Source organism: Erysipelatoclostridium sp. AM42-17, from assembly GCF_003480255.1.
Lineage (GTDB): Bacteria > Bacillota_I > Bacilli_A > Erysipelotrichales > Coprobacillaceae > Faecalibacillus.
This window is the reverse complement of sequence record NZ_QUIN01000011.1, coordinates 1-23,453: the sequence shown is the minus strand read 5'-3', so window position 1 is coordinate 23,453 and position 23,453 is coordinate 1. Positions and strand designations below refer to the sequence as shown.

The window sequence follows — 23,453 nt, the reverse complement described above, 5'->3', positions numbered from 1 at the left end:
TATCAGTTATATGAAAACGGTATCATTAATAGATAAATACTCCCTCTTTTTGTCATGCAAAAATAAAAACAAGGACAAAATTTAGTCCTTGTCAGCAATTATTTGATTTAATCACCATTTGATTATTTTCTTGATGAATTTGTTTGTTTGATACTTCTTTTATCACATAAGTTATTTCATCATTTTGTTTAGTTATCATCATATTTTCATCTTGATAAACGAGCTGATCAACAATCAAATGTTGAATAAGCTCAATTTGTTTTTTATCTAACTGCATACTTTGTACTTGTTGATCTTTATTGTATTTTAAATTATTTTGAAATTGTTTACGATAAAAACTTGGGGTAATGCCATAAAGTTCTTTAAAAGCCTGGCTATATGCTTTAGCACTATTCATCCCACATGCAAAAGCAATTTCCTCTATTGAATCTTTACCAGCCAGTAAGGCTTCTAACGAATGTCGTATTCTTACCATTGCAAGATATCTTACAAAATTCACACCTGTATATCTTTTAAATAATCTTGATGCATAAGAAATACTAAATGATAAGTTTTGTGCTATATCTTCTAAATGGATATCTTGTTGATAGTTTTGATCAATGAATAGTATGGCTTTCATATAGTTTTCATGATTTTTAGATGAAAGGGGTAATTCTTCAAGTGCGAACTTTTGATTATGACTGGCAATATAAATTAAAGAGGTTAAAACCTGATTAAGTTCATAAAGATTATTTGTTCCTTTTATAATCTGTAAAAAGAGAATGCCTAATTGTTGTTGAATCTTTTCAAGAATCACTTTGTTTTGTTTTTGATTACAAATAATAGAAGTAAAACTATGAGATACATCTCCTACCATATAATGTGGTAAATAAGAAAAATCTAAATGAACTGTAAGGATAATACTGTCTTGTTGTAATGGTTTTATCATATGAATATCGTAAGGCGCAATAAGGGCTAATTCATGAACATGAATGATAGATGATGAATGTTCTGTCGTTACTTCATAGCTTCCTTTTAATACATAAGAAATTTCTAAACTAGATTGTCTTGAAAAGACATGTCGATCAAATTGATTAATACTTAAACTGATAGGATATTCAAATTTCTGACCGGAAAAGTCATAATAATAGTTCATATTTTGCATGATCTTACCTCATTTCATATATTTTATTATACCACTTATTCATCAGTGTGTTTATAATAAAGATAAGAGGTAAAAACAATGAGAGAAAACATGAAATTTTTAACAAACTATTATCAAATAAGAGAAATGACAATTCAAAGAATGAACGAAATCATTCAACAAAACAAAACATCTATTCCTGGAGGAACGGTCTTTTTTGGAGATTCTCTTACTGAATTTATGGATATTGATCGTTATTTTCCAGAAATAAAGAATAAGTATAATTGTGGTATGGGTGGTATTACTTCAACTATGCTACTTCATTTTATTGATGAGGGTGTCTTAAAATATCAGCCTAATCAATTAGTTTACATGATTGGTACAAATGACTTAGGGAAAACTGTGATGCAATCACCTCGTGATATTGCAATCAATGTCAAAGAACTTGTAGAAACCGTTCATTATAATTTACCTGAATGTCAGATTTTTGTCGTATCACCTTTGCCATGTCTAGCAAAACATGACTATAAACATACTGACGGTGTTTTAAGAAGTAATGATTTATTAAAGATGATCTTTAAGGAATATAAAAAGACAATTCCTTATGATTATGTTACTTTTATTCCTGCCTATGCTTCATTATGTAATAAAAAAGGTGAACCAATAGAAGCTTACTATCAAGATGGTTTACATATCAATCATGATGGTTATCTTCAGTATACTCAATGTTTAAAACAATATATATTATAAAAGGTAAGAAATTTTATTATTTCTTACCTTTTATCTATAATTCTTCTGTTTTATAAGTCATGTATCCTTCATAGTAATAACTATGATCAATGCCTTTCATATATACTTCTCTACTATGAATTTCATCTGTTAAAGCATTCTTTAAAAGATATTTAATTTCTATATCCTTTATAGGACTTCTTTCCATAGCTAATAAATAATCTTCTTTATCTACTTGACTCCAATCAATCACTTTTCCTATTTCATTTTTTAAAATATGATCTAACCAAATACGTGTACTTCTGCCATTTCCCTCTCCAAAAGGATGGGCAACATTCATTTCAACATATTTTTCTATGATTTCATCAAAGTTTGATTGTGGCATATCATCAATATTCTTTAGTGCTACTTCAAGATACATAACAGGTGCAAAACGAAAGTTACCTTTAGCGATATTAACAGCTCTTAGTTTTCCGGCAAATTCATAGATATCTTCAAATAAATATTGATGAATTGTTTGTAATGTAGAAAACTTACCTGATTCTAATTGATCTAAGATGTTGTTTTCAAATAATTCTACTGCTTTTTTTTTACTTATTCTTTCTTCTTCACGTGCAAGATCAGTTGAATTATTAATTCCAAGTTTATTATCCAACATAATAATCCCTCATTTCTTTAGTTACCATATTATACCATAAATCATTATAGAAAAAGGTAAGATTTTTTTTACCTTTAAATTTATAAATTATTAATATCATGTATCACACGTTGTAAGTCTTCTCTGATTTTAATTCCTTGTGGACAAAGTTTTTCACATTTACCACATTTCTTACAATATTCAGCTTGTCCTTTTTCTAAGTTTTTATAACGTCTTATAGCTGTATCTTTTAAAGACAACATAGCATATTCATTCCATAACTTAAAGTTACCTGGTATATCGACACCAAATGGACAAGGCATACAATAACGACATCCTGTACAACCATTATTGGTTCTTGCTTTAATCATTTTTGCTACCTGATCTACTAATTGAGATTCTTCTGTTGTTAGTGGTTTAAAATCTTTAAATGTTTTTAAATTATCTTCTACTTGTTCATAAGTAGACATCCCACTTAAAACAACTTTCACATTAGGTAATGACGCTACAAAACGTAATGCCCAACTTGAAATACTCGCATGAGGATTATAGTCAGTAAAGACATGAGCAATATCATTTGATAAACTAGCTAAAGCTCCACCTTTAATTGGTTCCATAATAACTAATGGTACATTTTTTTCTTCTGTAAGTTTATAACCTTTCATCCCCGCTTGTATATCAGTATCAATATAATTCAACTGAATTTGACAAAAATCCCAATCACGATAATTAAGAATTTCTTCAAAGACTTCATAATCATCATGAAAAGAAAAACCTAGATTTTTAATTCTCCCTTGTTTTTTAAGTTCTTCACAATAAGGAAGAATACCTAAAGCTACTACTTTTTTCCATGTATCTTTATTTAAAGCATGTAATAAATAAAAATCTACATAATCAACATCTAATCTTTTCATTTGGTTTTCAAAGATTTCTTTTGCTTGTTCTAATGAATCTATTTGAAACATCGGTAGCTTCGTCGCTAAATAAAAATCTTTTCTATTAAATTTTTTTATTACTTTTCCTACAAAGGGTTCACTTTCTCCATCATGATATGGATAAGCTGTATCAATATAGGTTACACCTTGTTCCATCGCATGATCTATCATTCTTTCTGCTTCTTTTTCATCAATTGTCCCATCTTCATTTTTAGGAAAACGCATGCAGCCAAACCCTAATAATGAAGGACTAACACCTAATTTATCAATTTTACTATATTCCATCTTGATAACCTCCTACATTTAACCTAGTTCTATTTTAAATCCTAAAGTGTACTTGAGGTCAAGATTATTTAGAATAATGAACATGCATTAATTTCCATCCATCATCTTCTTTAACAACAATTTGAGTTTCTAATCCTTGAATACCATATTCTTCTTTTGTTTGTCTTCTTATACATTCAGTATGATATTTAAAAATAACGATTGCTGTCTTTTCATCAATATATCTTATATTGATATCTTCAACGATTAAATCAATACTTTCATAGTGTTTTTGAATACCACCTATTAGAAAGTCCTGATAAATAGCATCTGTTCCTTTAAATTGATTTGTTAATGAAATAAGGACATTTTCTTGATGTGACCATAATGCCTTAAATTCCTTTTCATTTTGATTATGTATAGCCTTAGCATAGTCATAAACTAATTTTTTTATTTCTTCCATAACAATACCTCCTCTATATCATTATATCTTTATAAAGGGGAAAAGGTAAGAACCATTAGTTCTTACCTTTAATCTATTTACAAATAATCTGATGGAAAAATAGTTGTAATCTTTTATACGTGATGTGAATATTTATCTTTTAATAAAAAGTAACCTAGTAAAGATACTCCTATAGCAAGTATGTACCATACTATACGATTCGTATCTCCTGTAAAGGGGAATTTTAAATCAAGCTTGTTAACATTTTTATCTTTATATATAACATCCTACCATCAATTTATGGCTATATTCTTTTTTAGCAAAAACATCAAAATAAATAGCATAAATATTTTCACATTCAACAATTATGCTATTTTTTACAAAATCTAATAAAAAAGTATCTGCAATATTCAGATACTTTATGTAAGGTTAGATATTTTTATTTTAGATATTTAATGACTTCTACTAAATCGTTAATAATATGAGTGGCGTGACTTTGATCAAGATTTAAGATTTCATCTTTCAAAGCTATCACTTCTACATTTGCATTAATTGCAGCCTGTATCCCATAATACGAGTCTTCAACTATCAGCGTCTCATCTTTTAAAGAATTTAATTGATTCATAGTGTATAGATATATTTCAGGATTTGGTTTACTTTCCTTAAATTGGCTACCACTTGTAATAAGATCAAAATATTGTTCTAAATCCACACTATTTAGCGCTTGCATAATGAGTGTCTTTGGGGAGGAAGATGCAAGTGCTATTTTATAGCCATGATTTCTTAAATATATTAACAATTCTCTAACATGAGGTTTTAAAATAGATTTGTAATCTCGATATATGTGACTATAATAGCTTTTTAAAATATCAACAAACTCATTAAAAGGAGTATCATATTTCCACCATTGATAGACAATTTGATAAAACTTATTATTATCTACACCAATGACCTTTTTGCACATGTCTTTTGTAATACAAATATTATTTTGGTTAAAAAATTCAAGCAGCTCTTTCATATACATCTTTTCGCTGTCAAATAATACACCATCCATATCAAATATAACTGTTGTTTTTTTCATCATTAATAATCTAATGCTTTATAATAACGTCTAATATCAATTGGATGACGTCTGCAATGTTCTAAATGTACATTTAATCTCATAAATGCTGATCTCATCATAATTGGTGATAAGATACCTCTAAATTCATCACTAATTCCTTTTAATTGGTAGTCTTTAGTATCAAATACCGTAACTTTCGCGCTAACTCGATGTACAAAATTTTCAACTCTATCCATTTCTGGTCTTGTTGCATCTTCTCCTTTAATAAGGATAACCGGTACATCTCTTTCGATAACTTCTAATGTTCCATGAAAGAAATTTGCTGCTGAAATAGGTCTTGTTTTCATCCATTGCATCTCTTCCATAATACACATTCCGTAACATACTGCCCAGTCTTCTAGATTACCTGATGCTACTAAATACGTGATAGGTTCATCACAATACTTTTCTGCATAAGCTTTCATCTTTTCATCAGCATCTTTGTAGATTTGTACTACATTTTCTGGCATGTTTTTGATTTCTTCCATCAATTGATCATACTTATCAAATTGTCCTGCATTTTTCATAAAACGTAATACTACTGAATACCACCAATAATATTCACCACCTACTGTATTAACTAAATAATCTACTTTTTTAGCTAATGGTGAATCTAAAACTTCGACATATCCCATGACTTTAGCTCCAACTTCGTGAGCTTTATCGATGGCTTTTTCAATTTCTATTGTATTTCCTGATAGTGATGCAATAACTACAATTGAATCTTTATCAAATTTTGCATTTCCTTCATATAGAAAATCTGTTGCATTTTCAAGATACAATGGCAAATTGCAACCTAATTGTTTTGCAGTATGCATAATTTGTCCTGCATATAATAATGTTCCACCAATTCCAAATAAGAATATATTTGAATAACCTTTTTGACATACTTCATCTACAATTTTTTCTACTTCTGGAATTAAATTTACTCCATTTTCGTGTTCTGTTCTTACTCTGTTTTCATCGAAATTTAACATTTTCTTATCCCCCTATATTATCCTAATATTCCAAATTGTGCACAGAAAATTCCAAATACTGCTGTTCCAATAATAATCCACATAATATTAATATTTTTTCCAAGTAATTTATAATAAATTCCTGTAGCACCTAAACCTAACATACCTGGCATAATACCATCCAATACTGTTTGAATTTTTGTTGCTGAATCGCCACTACCAATAGCTAATGATGTTGTTACTGACACAAGTTCATTTGTCATTCCACCAATAACCATTACCCCTAAAATAGCTGCTGCTAACATAAATTTCTGCATTAAACCAGATTTTTGAATTTTTTCTAAATAAGTAGCTCCCAATTCGTAACCCTTCATAGCACAAACATATCTTAAAATAAATGCTGGTATATTGAAGATTAATAAGAATAAGATTGGTCCTAAAATGCTACCTTTTAACGCTAATGATGTTCCAATACCAACCGCTAATACTCTTAATGTTCCTAGCAATAATGAATCTCCTATACCACTTAATGGCCCCATTAATGCTGCTTTAACTGCATTAATTGATGATACATCAAAATCTTCTTGTTTGGTATTCATTTCTTCCATTGCAAGTGTAATTCCCCCAACAAACGGTGAAACATGGGCAGTGATATTAAAGAATTCAAGATGTCTTTTTAATGCTGCTTTTAATCCATCTGGATCATCTTTATAAATTTTTCTTAATCCTTGAGAAATCATTGTACAGAACCCCATATGCATTTGTCTTTCATAATGCCAAGAGAATTCCATCGGTAATGATCTCCAAAACATTTTTTTAAGATCTTTTTTTGTAATGACTGAATTTTCATTATTAGAAGTCTTCATCTTCATCATACCCTCCTTCAGTTACTAAATTATTATTGTCGTTAAAGTTTACACGTAAGAATACTGTAATCACACCAATGATTGCAATTCCTACTACTGGTACTTTGAAATATGCTGATAATACAAATCCTAAGAAGAAGAATGGTACCACTTCTTTATTCATAATCATTCTTGCTAACATAGCAAATCCAACACCAGGTAGTAAACTACATGCAATTGATAAACCATTTGTAATGACTTTTGGAATCGCATTGACAATAGCTTGCATTTGTGAACTTCCTAATGAAAATCCAAAGAAAGTAATTAAGAATAATGCTGTACATGTAATAAATCCTGTACCCATATGTATAATCGTAATCGCTCTTGCATTTCCTTTTTCTGCGTATTTATCTGCAAGTTTTCCCATAAATGGTCTTACGATTGAAAAAATAACATTATCTACAGCTTGTGCTAATAAAGCAATTGGAAACGCCATTGTAAAGGCAATTTCAGCACCTTTTCCTGTTGTGATTGCAAAAGCAGTCCCAAGTACACCACCAACAATTACATTAGGTGGAATAAACGCACCTACTGAATATTGTCCTAAGAATGCTAATTCTAATGTAGCACCAACAACAATACCTGTTTGAAAATCACCTAAAATCAATCCAACTATTGGACCTAGTACAATAGGTCTTTGAATCATATTTGTTCCTGTTGCTAAATCGCATTTCCCAATAAAAGCAACTAAACCTAATAAAAACGCCTGTAACATATATCTTTCTCCCTTCTATATAACATCTTTTGCTAAAACCTTCTTTTCTGTTGGAACCATTCTAATTTCAACTTCATAGTCTTTAGCAATTAAATCTTTTACTAAATCAATTTCTTTTGATGTCAGATTAACAGCTTTAGAAATACTTTTTGTATTCTCTGTAGCTTTTGTTCCTCCTAAAACAACATTATGAAATTGTTTTGTTTCTGTCATAAGACGATATGCATCTTTCACGCTTTCTACAACTACAAATAATTTATATTTGTCAGTTACACCACTATTTAAAGCAGTAATACTATCGTCAATAGACTTAATAACAAGCTTAACACCTTGTGGCTTAGCCATCTTGATAGCCATCTTTTTTAATTCATCTTGCATAACCCCATCATTAGCAATCAATATACAATCTGCTTCAAGATAACTCGTCCAAGAGAAAGCAACTTGACCATGCAACAAACGATGATCAACTCGTAAACCTTTAATCATAAATTACCTCCTAAAAATCTTCCTCTTCAATCTTTTTTCTAACTAACTCCCTATTCTTCAAAGTAATACCATCTTTAGCATGAGATAAAATTGCATTTAAATCGATGTTTCCGGAACTCACCGCTAAAACAATTTCTAATACCAAATTCATGTTCATACCCGAGAAAATATCTACATTGTCATAAGTACACGTCTGCACTAATGCGTTATATACACTTCCTCCTTTGATATCACAAATAATGATATACTTTTCATTGCTTGAACTTATTTCCTTTTTAAGCTTATCAGCGTAATCGCCAGGATTTGCACCAGGATATAAACTAAATGTTTCAACATTCTTTGCTAAATCACCAACAATCATTTTCACTGAATCTAACATTCCCTTTGAAAGTTCACCATGTGACGCTAAAATAATCTTGGTCATACATTTCACCCCTTTCGCTTATTTACTAGCAAGAACTGTGCCAATTTCGTCATTTTAATGAAATTAATTAAAAATGTTCTCGTTAATTTACCAGCAAGAATCATGCCAATTTGACATGTTTTGATAGATTAAGTTTGTCACTTATATACAAGCAAAAAGCATGCCAACTTGGCATGCTAATCATTTTTTATATATTCAAAAATATACTCTATTTCTTCAACTGGTATTTCAACATTATAGTAATTTTCTACATTTTCCATTGCTTGTTTTAATAATGTTATAAATTGGGCATGTTCACTAGCAAAATTTTCATCTGCAAATGCGGTAATGGGTTGTTTGGTAACTAATCTTTCTACTAAACAACATATATGAACATATAATCCAAAACACGTTTGATTTTTGAATTTTTTATTCATTAATTGCTGTAAAACATCTATTCCCAATGAAACATGCTCTAATAGTTTATTAGGATTTAAAATTGTTAAACTATTAATAACATTAGAAAGCGAGAAATTCTTAACTATATTTTTTTCAAATAAAAGCATTTGATTTTCATTTAAATAATCTTCAAAATAATTTTTTATTTTATTAAATCCTTCATTTAAAATTAAATCTTCTATCGCTATAAAATGATAGTCATCAATATTAGGATTTAATGTTCCAATCACACAAACCACTTTATAATCTGAAAGAAAATCATCCGAAGTATGCTGCTTAATTAACGTATGATAATCATATGCTATCACATTCATTTTTATATCTTCTGGAAGTGAATCTAAAACAATATTTTTTAATTTATGTGCTGTCCCCATTCCACTAGCACAACTACATAAAATAACAGGTTCCTTCTGATAATTCATTTCAATATGAACATTATAATGATCCTGTTTTTGAATGTTATCAAACAACTCTTTCATTGGTTGATTTTGAATGATTCCTTGTCCTACTGTTAAAGCCAATTTAGTATTAACATTATTAATAAGTGCTATATCTATATTGTTATTTTCAATTCCTTGATATATTTCCTCTAAAGATCCCATATCTACTAGAAGATAAACTTTTTTTACATTACCAACATGAGATATAAAATCATTTACTTTCTTTGTTATTTGATTACTGTCTACATCTAATGGCATATCCAAAGCATCAAATATATATTTATCTAATAGCCTGTTAACTGCATCAGCTATTGAACTAGCCGTAGAATAACCATGCGCCAAAATAATAGCTATTGTCATATCATTATTCTCATGATTAACATATTTTACCAAGCATAATAAAATAATAAACTGTACAAATTTATCAATGCTATTATTAAAATTATCTTTAAGGTACTCAAAGATTTCTTTAGATATTATATATTCCTGGTGATATTTTGATTGCAAAAAGCTTTCTAACTCATCAATATCTTCTTTGTTTTTATTAATCCAATTAATAATGTGGTAAGTGTTACTATTGTATTCTAATATGTAGTTTGCAATTGCTACTAATTCATTATGAGACAAATGAAAACCATATCTACTTGTTACAATTTCAAATATTCTATTTACTGTTTCCAAGAAATATTTTGTTCTTGCCACATCACTTTTATTAAAAATAATCTTAGAAAAATAATCATCAATTTTTTTCTTTGCTTCAGCATAATAATTATGATTTTTCTTTATTGATAACAATTCATTATATACTTCAAGAATAATTGATTGTTTCGATGTTGGAAGCAACATATCAAGATTCATCATTTGGTGTTTCTTCATAACCAATCGATTGATATCAATTGATGATACAACATTATCTGGCAAGTCATAAGTATGAATTTCTAAATCGTCATTTTTACTATTAAATAAAGCACTAACACAACTGGCTTGAATTGTATTACTCAACTCCCCAATATTTCCTACAAAATCGTGATTAAGAAGTATCTGATAAACATTAGAAGAAATTTTTATTTTTTTATTTATTCTTTTTTCTTCTTTTTTATATAGTGAATATATAAGTTCTAATTTTTCATTACTTCCCCTTTGACTTAATGAAGGAATCTTTAAAATAACCGGGATTCTTCTAATCAATGTTTTTAACAAGACCTTCTCTGGTTCCTCTGTTGTTGCAAAAATAATTCTACATTTAGACTGATACCATTTATCATTATCACCAACAAGATGATATATACCTTGATCCATATATAAAAATAGTTTTTCTTGACACTCTGCTTTTAAACAATGAACCTCGTCTAAAAATAAAACTCCTCCATTTGCATAATGAAGCAACCCCAAATTATCTTTATCAGCACCAGTAAAAGCCCCTTTTTTATAACCAAATAAATTTGCTGTTAATAATTCGGGGTTATTAGCATATTCTGAACAATTAACTTGAACAAACTTAGCATCTTTACTAATTAGATCAGTATTTTTACAATATTCGTATGTGAGTTTAGCCATAAACGATTTTCCTGTTCCAGTAGGTCCATAAAGTAATGTAGGTAAACCATGTGGTGGATAGGATACAATTGCTTTAACCTTTTCAACTATTTGATTCATACTTTCATCATGACCTATTAATTTTTCAAAATCTTTTTGATTATTGTGATTAAATAAGATCATTAACTCTTCATATCTATCAAATTCGTTTTCTTTTATTTCTGTATGATATGTTCTCTCTAAGTATTCTTTTTCTAAAAATAAGAATGGTTTTGATTTGATTTTAATTAATATATGTTGGTTACACATCTTATTTAATAACAGAGTAATTTGATTTTTACTGATATGTAACTCTTGTGAAATATTTTGTACATTGCATGATTCGAAATCTTCTTTTTCCATTAAGTTGATAATATATTGTTTAATTTTCTCTTCCATCTCATTCACCTACTTCTTTATTATCTTATGTTACCAAAATAAAGAAAGTCAAGATTATAATTTTTCTAAAAACAATTCTTAAAAGTTGGCATGAATTTTGCTAGTATATAGATGAAAAAGTAAGGTCGGTGGTATATATGAATCAAAAAATTATTTTTTCTCAAACATTGAAACAGACATTTAAATTAAATCATACTTTAATTAACTCTTTAGATTTTCTAAAGTTAGATAATTATGAAATTGCTCAGTTAATTAGTAAAGCCTTACAAACGAATCCCTTTTTAGAAATCAACACTAACAATGGAGAAAAAGTTGATTATGAAAATAATTACATAGAAAATATTTCTACTTCTTTGTCTTTAAATGATGAGTTGCAAAAACAATTACTTACTGTTCCACTCCCATACGATAAATCTATTATGAACTTTTTAATTGATTCATTAAACAGTCAAGGATTTTTAAGTTATAGTGAAGAAGAATATTTATCTTTCTTACACATTAACAAAGAAACTTTCTATTTTCATGTGCATATTTTACAATCCTTAGACCCTTCAGGTGTAGGTGCTTTTGATATCTATGATTCCATTTGTATTCAGTTAAGAAAACTAAAAAAACATAATACTTATAAAATGTTGAGAAAATATAAAGAATACATTCTCTCTTATAATTATCAAAATATTATGACTCATACTTCACTTACAAAGGATGAAATAGATAATATATATCATGATATACGACTATGTAACTTGTATCCTTGTAGCCAATATAGCAAAGATAATAATAATATAATACAACCAGATATTAGTGTTTTTATAGATGATAATCAAATTATGATTGAACCATTTAATCAACCCAATATTATGATTAATCATGATTTATACAGTAAAGTAAAAGATAATGAACAAATGCGTGACTATTTTAAAAATGCCTCATTTCTAATCGAAAATATAAATAAACGCAATCAGTCATTATTATTAATCAGTAATGCATTAGTAAATATTCAAAGAGGTCATTTCCTATACAATGATGAACTTATACCTTGTACTCTCCGCGATTTATCACAATTATGTGGTTATCATGAATCAACCATTTCTAGAACTTTAAATAACAAATATTATCTATTTAACAATGAAGTATATCCTTTAAAGAATTTAATGGTTTCTAAAACAAATATGGGTGATAGTAGCGATGCAATAAAAAAAGCAATCACGCTTCTTATTGAAAATGAAAACAAAAATCATCCTCTCTCAGATCAAAAACTAGTGGAAGAACTTGCTGCAATGGATTTGTACTGCTCAAGAAGAGCTGTCACAAAATATCGTGAGCAACTACAAATAGCCTCATCATTCAAACGGAAAAATAGAATTTAGAAGTCATATTTGACTAACGTCAAAAGAAATATTATGTAATTAGAATAATTTTTAACAAAAAAGGTAAGGATTGGCAGATCCTTACCTTTTTTTTGATGTGTTTGCTAAGCAGTTCACGTTGTAATCATAACACGTCTATTTTAACTTATCAATATTCATTATCGTCATTTATCAAGTTTTTTATTATTCATATTTTTTTGATTCTGCCATCCTAAAAATAACGATTCCTAGTACAAAAAATAATGAAATAGCACCTAAAGAAAGATTAAGCTTTCCTGTCCATTGTGATAGTAGACTAACAACTGTTGTCCCAATAAAAGAAGCACCTTTTCCACATACATCCATTAATCCAAAATACTCACCAGACTTTTGAGATGGGATAATTTTTGTAAAATAAGATCTTGATAAAGATTGTATTCCTCCTTGAAACATACCTACTAAAACAGCAAGAACCCAAAATTGCCATTGTTGGGTAATAAAAATAGCAAATATAGCAATTCCCAAGTAAGCACAAATACAAACTGTTACTAATTTTGCTGTATCATAACGCGATGATAATCTACCAAATAAAATAGCAAAAGGAAAAGCAACGACTTGAGTTAATAATAATGCTAATAATAATCCGGTACTTTCAAAACCTAATGCTGTTCCATAGGCAGTAGCCATATCAATGATTGTATAAACCCCATCAATATAAAAGAAAAAGGCAAGTAAGAATAGAAATATCTTTTTTTGTTTTCTTACATTAATAATGGTGTCTTTTAATCTTTTAAAACTATTTTTTATAGCTTGTGGTTTTCTTTCAACATAATATTTTTGTTTATATGTTTTTAAAAGTGGAATGGTCATAATAAACCACCAAGCAGCAATAATAATAAAAGAAAGTGTCATGGCTGTTTCCACCTTTATTCCTATTGATGATGAACCCAGTACAAGAATAAGACATAAAACAAAAGGAACACAACTGCCAATATATCCCCAAGCATATCCTTGAGAAGAAACATGATCTACTCTTTGAGGAGTTGTCACATCTGTTAACATAGAATCATAAAATATTAAACTTGCTGAAAAGCCTACTTTAGCTATAAGAAAGATAATTAAAAATACTAACCAATATGTAGTAAATCCTAACAATAAACAACCTATCGTACCAATTAATAATGTTATTGTAAAAATAGGTTTTTTAAAACCTTTCGTATCTGCTACAGTTCCAAGTATAGGTCCTAAAATAGCAACAATCACTGTAACAATCGATGCTGTATAACCCCAATATGCTAAATAATCTATAGAAGATAAACCTGCTTTTTGAGATAAATAATTAAAGTATATTGGCATAATGGTAGAAACCATCAAAACAAAAGCTGAGTTACCTACATCATAGAGAACCCAATTTTTTTCTTCTTTTGTCATTTTAAACTTCATTTTTTTGCTCCTTTTTTCCACTAAATGTATAATCATAAAAATCATTTAATAATGCTTTATCTAAAATATATTGGTGGTATTCTTCAATCAGTTGGATTGCTCTTTTTTTAGCTATCTCATATAATTCGCTTAGTTTTTCAGTGCTATCTTGACAATCAGGATTAGCCTGATAGTTCACTAATAAGCCATGCATTTCTTGATAATTACCGGTTATATGTAATAAAGCATATATAAGCTTTCTTTTCAGCTTCGTTGGAGCAATCAATAAATGATTATATGTTTTCATTTCTTGTAATGCTTTTTCTATTTGTTTTGGTGTTGTTCCTTTAAAAAAAGGAGCTATGACTTTACCTTGTAAAGGTGTAGAAACAATATGATTCGTTAACTGATGATAGATGGGATTCCAACCATCTTTTATCATTAAATAACGATCAAATTCAACCTCTATTTCAGTATGTGAAATATGACTGGTTGCTATTTTTTGATCAATATAACCATGACACGATGCATCTAATGCAAAATGACAAATAAAACCAAAAATATAAGCTATTGCTTTTTCATCATGATGAATGATTTCTTTTGCATATTCAAAAAACTCTTTACCCGTATGTTCATGCATTTGATATCCTATAGAATTGACATTATTCATTTTTAATGGATGATAGTAAAATAAAATATCTGGACCATGCAACCCTATATCATATAATGTTTTATTTTTAATGATGATTTGTTTTAAATCATCAGGTATTTCTTTTAATACTTCTTGACCTAATCGATAATGTGCATATGTAGATGGCATATCACTTAACCTTCCTTCTCTATTTTCAAATTCCATCATAAGTGAATAAATTTGACCCAACTATCAACTTTATGAAAAGAAATGTTAAGTTATAGTAAAAAAGAAGTTAGCTATTTTGACATACTCTATAAATAGTGACGACAATAAATAAAAGAATAGATAATTCTAAATATTCTATATTCAATACTTGCTTATAAAACCAATCAACTACGATAAATAATAACGGAATTCCTACCCAAATCATTGTTTCAATCAAATGATGCTTTTTTATATCCACTTCAATCACCTCTTAACAAGATGTTACGCTTTTTTATGTTAAGAAAATATCATGTAAATGTAAAAAAGAACTTCATTTTTTGAAGTTCTATTATAAGTATCTACCAGTAATACTATTTTTATTATGTTTTATTTGTTCAACAGAACCTGTAGCTACGATAGTTCCCCCATCTTGACCGCCACCCGGTCCCATATCAATTAGATAATCTGCATTTTTCATTACATCTCGATCATGCTCGATCACAATGACGGTAGCGCCTTGATCAACAAGAGATTGAAAAACACGAACTAATGTTTGAACATCTAATGGATGTAGTCCAATTGTTGGTTCATCAAAAATAAAGATAGCATCATCTTGAGATTTACTCATTTCACTAGCCAGTTTTAGACGTTGGGCTTCCCCACCAGACAAACTTGGTGTTTCTTCTCCTAATGTTAAATAACCTAACCCTAAGTTTTCTAATACTTCTAATTTACGATAAACCCCTTTTAAAGTAGAACATGCTTCTTTAGCTAAATGCACATCCATTTCCATCAGTTCCGGTAGTGAATATTCTTTATTTTTGGATGTTTGATACTTGATCATATAACTTTCTTGGTTATATCGAGAACCTTGGCAATCAGGACATGTTACATGAACATCTGGTAAGAACTGAACATCTAGACTTAATGTCCCCGTTCCATCACAAGTTGGACATCTTAATTTTCCGGTATTATATGAAAAATCACCTGCTTTATAGCCTTTTGATTTTGCTGCTTCCGTTCTAGCAAATCTTTTTCTTAGTTCGTCATGAACATTGATATATGTAGCTACGGTTGAACGAATATTAATTCCTATAGGTGTTGCATCAATAAGTTTAATATGTTTAATTCCTTCTATTTCAACATTCTTTACATGTTTTGGTAATTCTTGTTGATTTATTTTTGCTTGAATAGCTGGTAATAAACTTTCTAAAACCATGGTTGTTTTACCTGAACCTGATACCCCAGTAACAACAGTAAGTTTTCCTTTAGGAATATCAACTTCTAAAGGATGAACAGTATGAATTTGATTAGTCGAAAGATGTATTTTACCTAGTTCAAAGATTTTATCTTCTGTTGATAAGGGACGAATATTGGCTTGATATTGATGACTTAAAAAAGGACCTATCATAGACTGCTTATTCTTTTTAATCTCTTCAACAGTTCCTTGGCTTAAAACATAGCCCCCATTTTCCCCGGCTTCTGGTCCCATTTCAATAATCCAATTTGCTTCTTTGATAATTTCAGTATCATGATCTACTAATAAAATTGAATTACCATCATGAATTAAATCATTCATAACCCCAACTAATCCATATATATTAGAAGGATGCAATCCAATTGAAGGTTCATCTAAAACATAAAGAATACCAGTAGTCCGATTCCTTACTGCTCTTGCCAGTTGCATACGTTGTCTTTCTCCTGTAGATAAAGTAGAAGCTGCTCTATCCAATGAAAGATAACCTAATCCTAAATCTAATAGTCTTTTCGATACATCTAAAAAGGAATCACATATTTCATGAGCCATCGGCTTCATTTCTTTAGTCATTGTCTCTGGAACACCTTTTACCCACTCTACTAAATCCTTTAAAGGCATTTGACATGCTTCATCTAGCCCTATTCCTCTTATTTTAGGTTTTCTTGCCTCTTTGGATAAACGTGTTCCATGACAATCAGGACATATTTCCTCTTTTAAAAACTTCTCTACTCTTTTCATCCCTTTATCATCTTTTACTTTAGAAAGTGCATTTTCTACTGTATAAGTGGCATTATAATAAGTAAAACCCATTTCTCCAGCATGATCCGTATTCTTTGCTTTATAAAAAATATGCTTTTTCTCTGCCGGTCCATAATAAACAATATTCTTTTCTTCTTCTGTTAATTGATTAAAAGGAATATCTGTTCTTACTCCCATCGCCCTACATACATCTGTCATTAATGTCCACATTAAAGAATTCCAAGGTGCTACTGCACCTTCATCAATAGTCAGTGTCTTATCAGGAACTAAAGAATCAATATCTACAGTTCTTACAATTCCTGTTCCCCCACATTTTAAGCAAGCCCCTTGACTATTGAAAGCTAATTCTTCTGCACTTGGTGCATGAATTTTTTCATGACATACAGGACAGATAATTTCTTTTTCTAATGCCACATTTAAAGTAGGTTCGATATAATGACCATTCTTACAACAATGACTTCCTAATCTAGAATACATCAAACGTAAACTATTAAGTAATTCTGTTCCTGTACCAAAAGTACTCCGAATTCCTGGTATACCTGGATGTTGATGCAAAGCTAAAGCTGCAGGTACATATAAAACATCCTCTACTTGTGCTTTAGTAGCACTTGTCATCCGTCGTCTTGTGTAAGTAGATAGTGATTCTAAATATCTTCTTGAACCTTCGCTATATAAAACACCCATCGCTAATGATGATTTCCCTGATCCAGAAACTCCGGCAATCGCTACTATTTGATTTAAAGGAATATCAACATCAATATTCTTTAAATTATGTACTTTTGCCCCTTTAACCTTAATCATTTTTGGTATATTATCCATACTATCCCTCATTTCTACTATATAGTTATATCTCATTTTTGAATATAAAAAAAGAAACACTCCTCTTTTTTGAAGCGCATTTACATTATTTCTTTTATATTGTTTTATTTTGTAAATGAAATTTAACAATATTGTTATTTCAAATAAATATCACTATTATTGTTCTCCTGAAAGGAGACAATGTTAGTTGTTTTCTAGTTTGGTAGTATCTGTCATAACTGATATTCCCCACTTTTTCTTGGCATATCTTAATTTATCATGTACTTTGAATATTTTGAATCACTTTTGGAACAGAGTTCCAACCATAGGAAATAGTGTCATTAGTATGAGAAATTTCCCACAAAAAAATATCCCTTATTTGGGATATCTTTTGATTTACATTATTTACTTTATATCGGCATGAAGCACATAATTAACAGTTATCTTTTTATTAAAATTAACCTTTTTACCATTTAATTGAGTTGCTGTACCAAAGTATTTCAATATTGTTTTATTATGCTTTTCAATAACTTTTAACTTAATGTTTGAATCACGATAGTTCTCTTTTACGCTTTTACACATAAATTCATGTTGCATAGTAAGATCGTAAATTTTTAAATTGATAGATGAAGCCATCGGAACACCATTTCTATCTGTATAAGCAATGGATGGTGCTTCAATTTTAAGGTTTTCTCCTGCCGTGCCAGCACTAACTTGAATTTGAATATAAGGATGATAGGAAGAGTAAAAATACCAACCTGTTACACCCATAACAGTAAGTAAAAATACACAAATGATTATTAATGTTCTCTTCTTAATTTTAAATTCTATATAATCTTTCATACATAACCTCCTTCCTTTAAATATTTATATCTTATTATTTATTATACAATAAACATATTAAAAAGAATACATTCATCATCAACCCTATTTATTCATTTAGTACATCAACTATATACTATAAAAAATGAGATGTCATGATAACTGACACCTCAATCTTTAAATATTATATTTATATGTTTATTTTTGATAAAATCTTTAAAAATCAATTGATTATCAATACTTTTTTAATCTCTTGGTGTTAATTCTACATACATATCTTTATATTGTTTTGCACTCTTTTGCCAAGAGACATCTTTATTCATATTACGCATGACCATATCATCCCAATATTTTCTATTTTCAAAATAAAGTGTTTTAGCTCTATTAATTGCATCATAGAGAAGACCACTTTCATATCTATCAAATGTAAAACCATTACCAGTATTATCAAATAGATTATAAGGTTGAACTGTATCTTTTAGTCCTCCTGTTTCTCTTACAACCGGTATAGCACCATATCTCATAGCGATAAGTTGGGTAAGTCCACATGGTTCAAATCTTGATGGTACTAAAAGGGCATCACATCCTGCATAAATATTGTGAGCAACATTTTCGTTGTAGGCAATATAGGCACAGAAGTTACCTTTATACCTATCTTCATAATAACGGAATGCATTTTCATATTCAGCATCTCCCGTACCTAAAATAACAACTTGTGTATGTTCATCCATGATACCTGGAATAACATCATTTACAAGATCAAGACCTTTTTGATTAGTCAAACGTGAAATAAGTCCAATAACAATCTTATGGTCATCTACTTCTAGACCTAAAGCTTCTTGAAGTGCTTTCTTGTTTATCTTTTTATTCTTTAGCACTGATTTTGCATCATACTTCATCGCTAACAATTCATCCGTTTTAGGATTCCAAATGTCTGTATCAATACCATTTACAATTCCTTGAATCTTATTATGATGATATCTTAAATGTGCAGCTAATCCTTCACCGTACTCATCTGTTTGAATCTCACCAGCATAAGTATGACTTACTGTAGTCAGTTTATTACAATAAGTAATACCGCCCTTCAACATATTAGCATCAAGCCAATTTTGAGTCATACAATCTTTATTAAAAACATAATCAGGAAGTCCCGACCAATACTGTATCATTTTTCTATCATAAATACCTTGGAATCTTAAATTATGAATTGTCAGTACAGCACTAGCACGTCCTACATTTGTATTATTAAAACATGTTCTTAAATAAAGTGGTACTAAAGATGCTTGCCAATCATGGCAATGTACAACATCTGGAGTCCAATCCAAATAATTAAGTGCAGCAAGCGCAGCTTTACTAAAATAACAGAACTTTGGAATATCATCAATAAGATTTGTATAAGGATTACCCCAAGAGAAAAACTCATCATTATCTATAAAATCATAAACGACACCATCTTCCTGGTATTCCATAATTCCTACATAATATTGTTTTCCATCAGCACATAAATCCATATAAAATGAACCTTTATATTCCATCTTTTCTTGATATTTTTGAGGAATACATTTATATCTTGGAATAATTACTTTAACATCAATATTTAATTTAGCTAAACTTTTAGGAAGAGCAGACATGACATCTCCTAATCCCCCAGTCTTGACGAAAGGATAACATTCTGATCCAATAAAGGCTACACTTCTTCTTGGTCCTAAATCAAGTTGTTTTGTTGGGCTTTCTTGTTTAACAGAAACCTTTTGAACAGTTTCATTTTTCTTAGCAGCAACATGATTCACTTTTGAAATAGTCGTTTTTTTCTTGTTAGTGTTTATATTATTTTTTGTGTTCTTTTTCTTATTGCTTTTTTGTACTGCTTTTTTTCTCATATTATTTTCCTCCTATCTATAAAATAATATTATAATGTCTATTGATATCTTATATTATATCATTTATTTCTACGATTTTTGTATATTTTGGGTATACTCTTACATTTATGTTATTTTCAAGTAACCATAAGCCTATTATTATTTTTTATACGCTTAGTTTCACCATTATTTTAAAAAAGTAGTTTATAAAAAAATGACTTTCTCAATTTATACAATTAGGTATCCTCTCTTTCATGAAAATTAGAAAATCAAACAATTATAAAAATATTGATAAATAAAAAGAATATTTATATTCTTATATGATAAAATGAGAGTTGTTGAAGGAGGAAAATATATGCTTATTGATAAATTAAATATTATCTTAAATTCAAATGACGAATTTTCTCCAAAGTATGTTATTAGTTTATTTGTAAAAAATAATCTAAATGATATTCCAACAATGTCTATAGACGCTATTGCTCTTTCATGTCATACCTCTAAAAGTCAGATTTCTAAATATGTAAAATCATTAGGCTATGAAACAATGAAAGACTTTAAAGTAGCTTGTTTAGATAATATTTCTAGTATAGAAAGAACCAACAAAACTTTATTTTCTTTACAAAAAAATATTGAAAACCAATTTATTGATTTTACATCTAATATTATTAATGAACTCTATTTTACAATAAAGCACATTGACGAAGTCAAATTATTGAAACTTATAAATGATATAAAGAATAGCCAACGTATATTTGTTTACGGACACGGTCATGCTAGAACACTCTGCTCATATATTCAAAATGAACTTTCTACAAAACAAAAAGAAACAATAATATGTGATGTTGATTTTGAAAATGAATATAATTTTAAAGATAGTGATCTTCTTTTAATTATGAGTATCAATGGAGATACATTTTATTTTAATAAAAGAGTAATTCATCATATTTTAAAATGTCCTGTTAATACTTGGCTTATGAGTTGTAAAAATGATATTTCTTTTCCCAAAAACTACTTATATATTCCAACAACAAATATAAAATACAATGACTATTTATTAAGACATGTTATTGATTTTATCTTGATGTATTAAGTTTCCATTTCAGAAACTTTTTTATTTTATTAATTCTTATTTTCTAAAATGAATGTGTAATAAAAGTAAAGGAGGACTAAACAATGGGATTTAAAAAAGATTTTTTATGGGGTGGCGCTACAGCTGCTAACCAATTAGAAGGTGGAGCTCATGAAGGGAATAGAGGTCCTGCGAACGTAGATTTCATGCCTCTTGGCAAAGATCGTTATTTAGTTGGTACAGGTAAAATGAAAATGTATGATTTTGATGATCAACATTTTTATCCAGCTTTGACTGCTGTTGATTTTTATCATCATTATAAAGAAGACATTGCTTTATTTGGCGAAATGGGATTTAAAACTTATCGTTTGTCAATTGCTTGGACTCGTATTTTCCCAAATGGTGATGAAAAAAAACCAAATGAAGAAGGTTTAAAATTTTATGAAAATATTTTTAAGGAATGTCATAAATATAGTATAGAGCCACTTGTTACAATTAATCATTTTGATTGTCCTATGTATCTAATAAAGAAAATAGGTGGCTGGAGAAGTAGAGAAATGATTCATTATTTTTATAAACTTTGTATGACTTTATTTAATAGATATAAAGGTCTTGTAAAATATTGGATTACATTTAATGAAATTAATATGATTTTACATTTTCCCTTTGTGGCTGCTGGTATTAGTTTTGAAGAAAATGAAAATGAAACCCAAGTAATGATTACAGCCGTTCATCATCAACTTATCGCTAGTGCAATGGCTACAAGACTTGCTCATGAAATAGATTCAAATAATCAAATTGGTTGTATGCTTGCAGCTGGTTCTTATTATCCAGAAACATGTAAACCAGAAGACTACTGGAAAGCCATTTGTGATAATCGAGAGATCTATATGTTTGCTGATGTTCAAGCAAGAGGTTATTATCACAATTATGCTTTAAAATGGATTGAAGAAAGAAATGCTAAGATTGATTTTAGAGAGGGGGATAAAGAGTTACTTAAAGAAAATACTGTAGACTTTGTAAGTTTTTCTTATTATTCATCGAGAGTGAGTAGTAGTGATTTATCTAAAGGTAACCAATCAGAAAGTAATATTTTCGCATCTGCTAGAAACCCATATTTAAAAGAAAGCGAATGGGGATGGGCAATTGATCCTTTAGGCTTTAGAAGTACAATTAATGAACTTTATGATCGTTATCAAAAGCCATTATTTGTTGTAGAAAATGGTTTAGGTGCCAAGGATATTATTGAAAAAGATGGTTCAATTCATGACGAATACAGAATTGATTACTTAAGACAACACATTCAAGCAATGAAAGATGCTGTAGAAAAAGATGGTGTTGACTTAATGGGATATACAACTTGGGGATGTATTGATTTAATTTCTAATGGAACAGGTGAAGTTAAAAAAAGATATGGTTTCATCTATGTAGATCGTGATAATTTAGGAAATGGAACATATAAAAGAATTAAAAAAGATTCATTTTATTGGTACAAAAAAGTAATTGAAACAAATGGTATTAATTTGTAATTAAAAAATATTTCATTAACTAAATTAGATGTTAAATGTATCATAATTCTATATATACAATATATTAATGATAGATTTCTTATAATCTAAACAAATATAAAAAAAGTGTGACCATATAAATAGCCACGGCTATTCAAATAATTTAGGGGGTTCAACTTTGGGGGTCTACTTTAGGGGACA

General features: G+C 29.0%; 21 protein-coding genes. 4 read left to right on the top strand and 17 right to left on the bottom strand.

What is annotated here, in order from left to right; translation table 11 throughout:
• Positions 1–91: 91 nt before the first annotated feature.
• Positions 92–1,144 carry a helix-turn-helix transcriptional regulator gene (locus DW911_RS05650; RefSeq protein ID WP_118607567.1) on the bottom strand — a complete coding sequence of 351 codons (1,053 nt, stop codon included), beginning with the start codon at positions 1,142–1,144 and terminating at the stop codon, positions 92–94.
• Positions 1,145–1,234: 90 nt separating this feature from the next.
• Here DW911_RS05650 and DW911_RS05645 point away from each other — a divergent pair, with 90 nt between their 5' ends.
• Positions 1,235–1,873 carry a GDSL-type esterase/lipase family protein gene (locus DW911_RS05645; RefSeq protein ID WP_233541807.1) on the top strand — a complete coding sequence of 213 codons (639 nt, stop codon included), beginning with the start codon at positions 1,235–1,237 and terminating at the stop codon, positions 1,871–1,873.
• A gap of 34 nt (positions 1,874–1,907) precedes the next feature.
• Here the strand turns inward: DW911_RS05645 and fic are convergent, their stop codons facing one another.
• The 10 genes from fic to DW911_RS05595 form a co-directional block, all read right to left on the bottom strand.
• A complete protein-coding gene (fic, locus tag DW911_RS05640; protein WP_442896710.1) occupies positions 1,908–2,510 on the bottom strand; it encodes a protein adenylyltransferase Fic in 603 nt (200 codons plus the stop codon).
• 80 nt (positions 2,511–2,590) lie between these two features.
• A complete protein-coding gene (locus DW911_RS05635; RefSeq protein ID WP_118607566.1) occupies positions 2,591–3,709 on the bottom strand; it encodes an aldo/keto reductase in 1,119 nt (372 codons plus the stop codon).
• Positions 3,710–3,773: 64 nt separating this feature from the next.
• Positions 3,774–4,151 (bottom strand): nuclear transport factor 2 family protein, encoded by a 378-nt coding sequence (locus DW911_RS05630; RefSeq protein WP_118431418.1) that lies wholly within the window; start codon positions 4,149–4,151, stop codon positions 3,774–3,776.
• Positions 4,152–4,569: 418 nt separating this feature from the next.
• Entirely contained in the window at positions 4,570–5,211 is a 642-nt protein-coding gene (locus DW911_RS05625) for an HAD family hydrolase (RefSeq protein WP_158575439.1), read from the bottom strand.
• Positions 5,212–5,213: 2 nt separating this feature from the next.
• A complete protein-coding gene (locus tag DW911_RS05620) occupies positions 5,214–6,209 on the bottom strand; it encodes an SIS domain-containing protein (RefSeq protein WP_118607565.1) in 996 nt (331 codons plus the stop codon).
• Positions 6,210–6,226: 17 nt separating this feature from the next.
• Entirely contained in the window at positions 6,227–7,060 is an 834-nt protein-coding gene (locus DW911_RS05615) for a PTS system mannose/fructose/sorbose family transporter subunit IID (RefSeq protein ID WP_442896709.1), read from the bottom strand.
• Entirely contained in the window at positions 7,041–7,808 is a 768-nt protein-coding gene (locus tag DW911_RS05610) for a PTS mannose/fructose/sorbose/N-acetylgalactosamine transporter subunit IIC (protein ID WP_118607564.1), read from the bottom strand. The genes DW911_RS05615 and DW911_RS05610 overlap by 20 nt, the downstream gene beginning before the upstream one ends.
• A 15-nt stretch (positions 7,809–7,823) precedes the next feature.
• On the bottom strand, positions 7,824–8,294 hold the full coding sequence (locus DW911_RS05605) for a PTS sugar transporter subunit IIB (RefSeq protein WP_118431426.1): 471 nt from the start codon (positions 8,292–8,294) through the stop codon (positions 7,824–7,826).
• 10 nt (positions 8,295–8,304) lie between these two features.
• Positions 8,305–8,718, bottom strand: coding sequence for a PTS sugar transporter subunit IIA (locus DW911_RS05600; RefSeq protein ID WP_118607563.1), 414 nt, complete (start codon positions 8,716–8,718; stop codon positions 8,305–8,307).
• Between the two features lie 176 nt (positions 8,719–8,894).
• Entirely contained in the window at positions 8,895–11,570 is a 2,676-nt protein-coding gene (locus DW911_RS05595) for a sigma 54-interacting transcriptional regulator (protein ID WP_118431430.1), read from the bottom strand.
• 137 nt (positions 11,571–11,707) lie between these two features.
• Between DW911_RS05595 and rpoN the strand changes: the two genes are divergently transcribed.
• Positions 11,708–12,940, top strand: a complete 1,233-nt coding sequence (rpoN, locus tag DW911_RS05590; protein WP_118431432.1) for an RNA polymerase factor sigma-54 — start codon at positions 11,708–11,710, stop codon at positions 12,938–12,940.
• Positions 12,941–13,123: 183 nt separating this feature from the next.
• Here rpoN and DW911_RS05585 read toward each other — a convergent pair whose 3' ends face one another.
• The 6 genes from DW911_RS05585 to DW911_RS05565 form a co-directional block, all read right to left on the bottom strand.
• A complete protein-coding gene (locus tag DW911_RS05585) occupies positions 13,124–14,362 on the bottom strand; it encodes an MFS transporter (protein ID WP_118607562.1) in 1,239 nt (412 codons plus the stop codon).
• The gene (locus DW911_RS05580; RefSeq protein WP_199669458.1) at positions 14,352–15,200 is read right to left on the bottom strand and encodes a zinc dependent phospholipase C family protein; all 849 of its coding nucleotides are present in this window, start codon (positions 15,198–15,200) and stop codon (positions 14,352–14,354) included. The genes DW911_RS05585 and DW911_RS05580 overlap by 11 nt, the downstream gene beginning before the upstream one ends.
• 67 nt (positions 15,201–15,267) lie before the next feature.
• Positions 15,268–15,438: a hypothetical protein gene (locus tag DW911_RS10920; protein WP_158568150.1), complete on the bottom strand. Its 171-nt coding sequence runs from the start codon at positions 15,436–15,438 to the stop codon at positions 15,268–15,270.
• 90 nt (positions 15,439–15,528) lie between these two features.
• Positions 15,529–18,015, bottom strand: a complete 2,487-nt coding sequence (locus DW911_RS05575) for an excinuclease ABC subunit UvrA (RefSeq protein WP_233543021.1) — start codon at positions 18,013–18,015, stop codon at positions 15,529–15,531.
• Between the two features lie 384 nt (positions 18,016–18,399).
• A complete protein-coding gene (locus DW911_RS05570; protein ID WP_118607561.1) occupies positions 18,400–18,837 on the bottom strand; it encodes a hypothetical protein in 438 nt (145 codons plus the stop codon).
• 224 nt (positions 18,838–19,061) lie between these two features.
• Positions 19,062–20,696 (bottom strand): glycogen synthase, encoded by a 1,635-nt coding sequence (locus tag DW911_RS05565; protein WP_118431438.1) that lies wholly within the window; start codon positions 20,694–20,696, stop codon positions 19,062–19,064.
• A gap of 334 nt (positions 20,697–21,030) precedes the next feature.
• On the opposite strand from DW911_RS05565, the gene DW911_RS05560 reads away from it, so the two are divergent.
• Both DW911_RS05560 and DW911_RS05555 read left to right on the top strand, forming a co-directional pair.
• Entirely contained in the window at positions 21,031–21,765 is a 735-nt protein-coding gene (locus DW911_RS05560; RefSeq protein ID WP_158568151.1) for a MurR/RpiR family transcriptional regulator, read from the top strand.
• Positions 21,766–21,848: 83 nt separating this feature from the next.
• Positions 21,849–23,273 carry a 6-phospho-beta-glucosidase gene (locus DW911_RS05555; RefSeq protein ID WP_118607560.1) on the top strand — a complete coding sequence of 475 codons (1,425 nt, stop codon included), beginning with the start codon at positions 21,849–21,851 and terminating at the stop codon, positions 23,271–23,273.
• Positions 23,274–23,453: the final 180 nt, after the last annotated feature.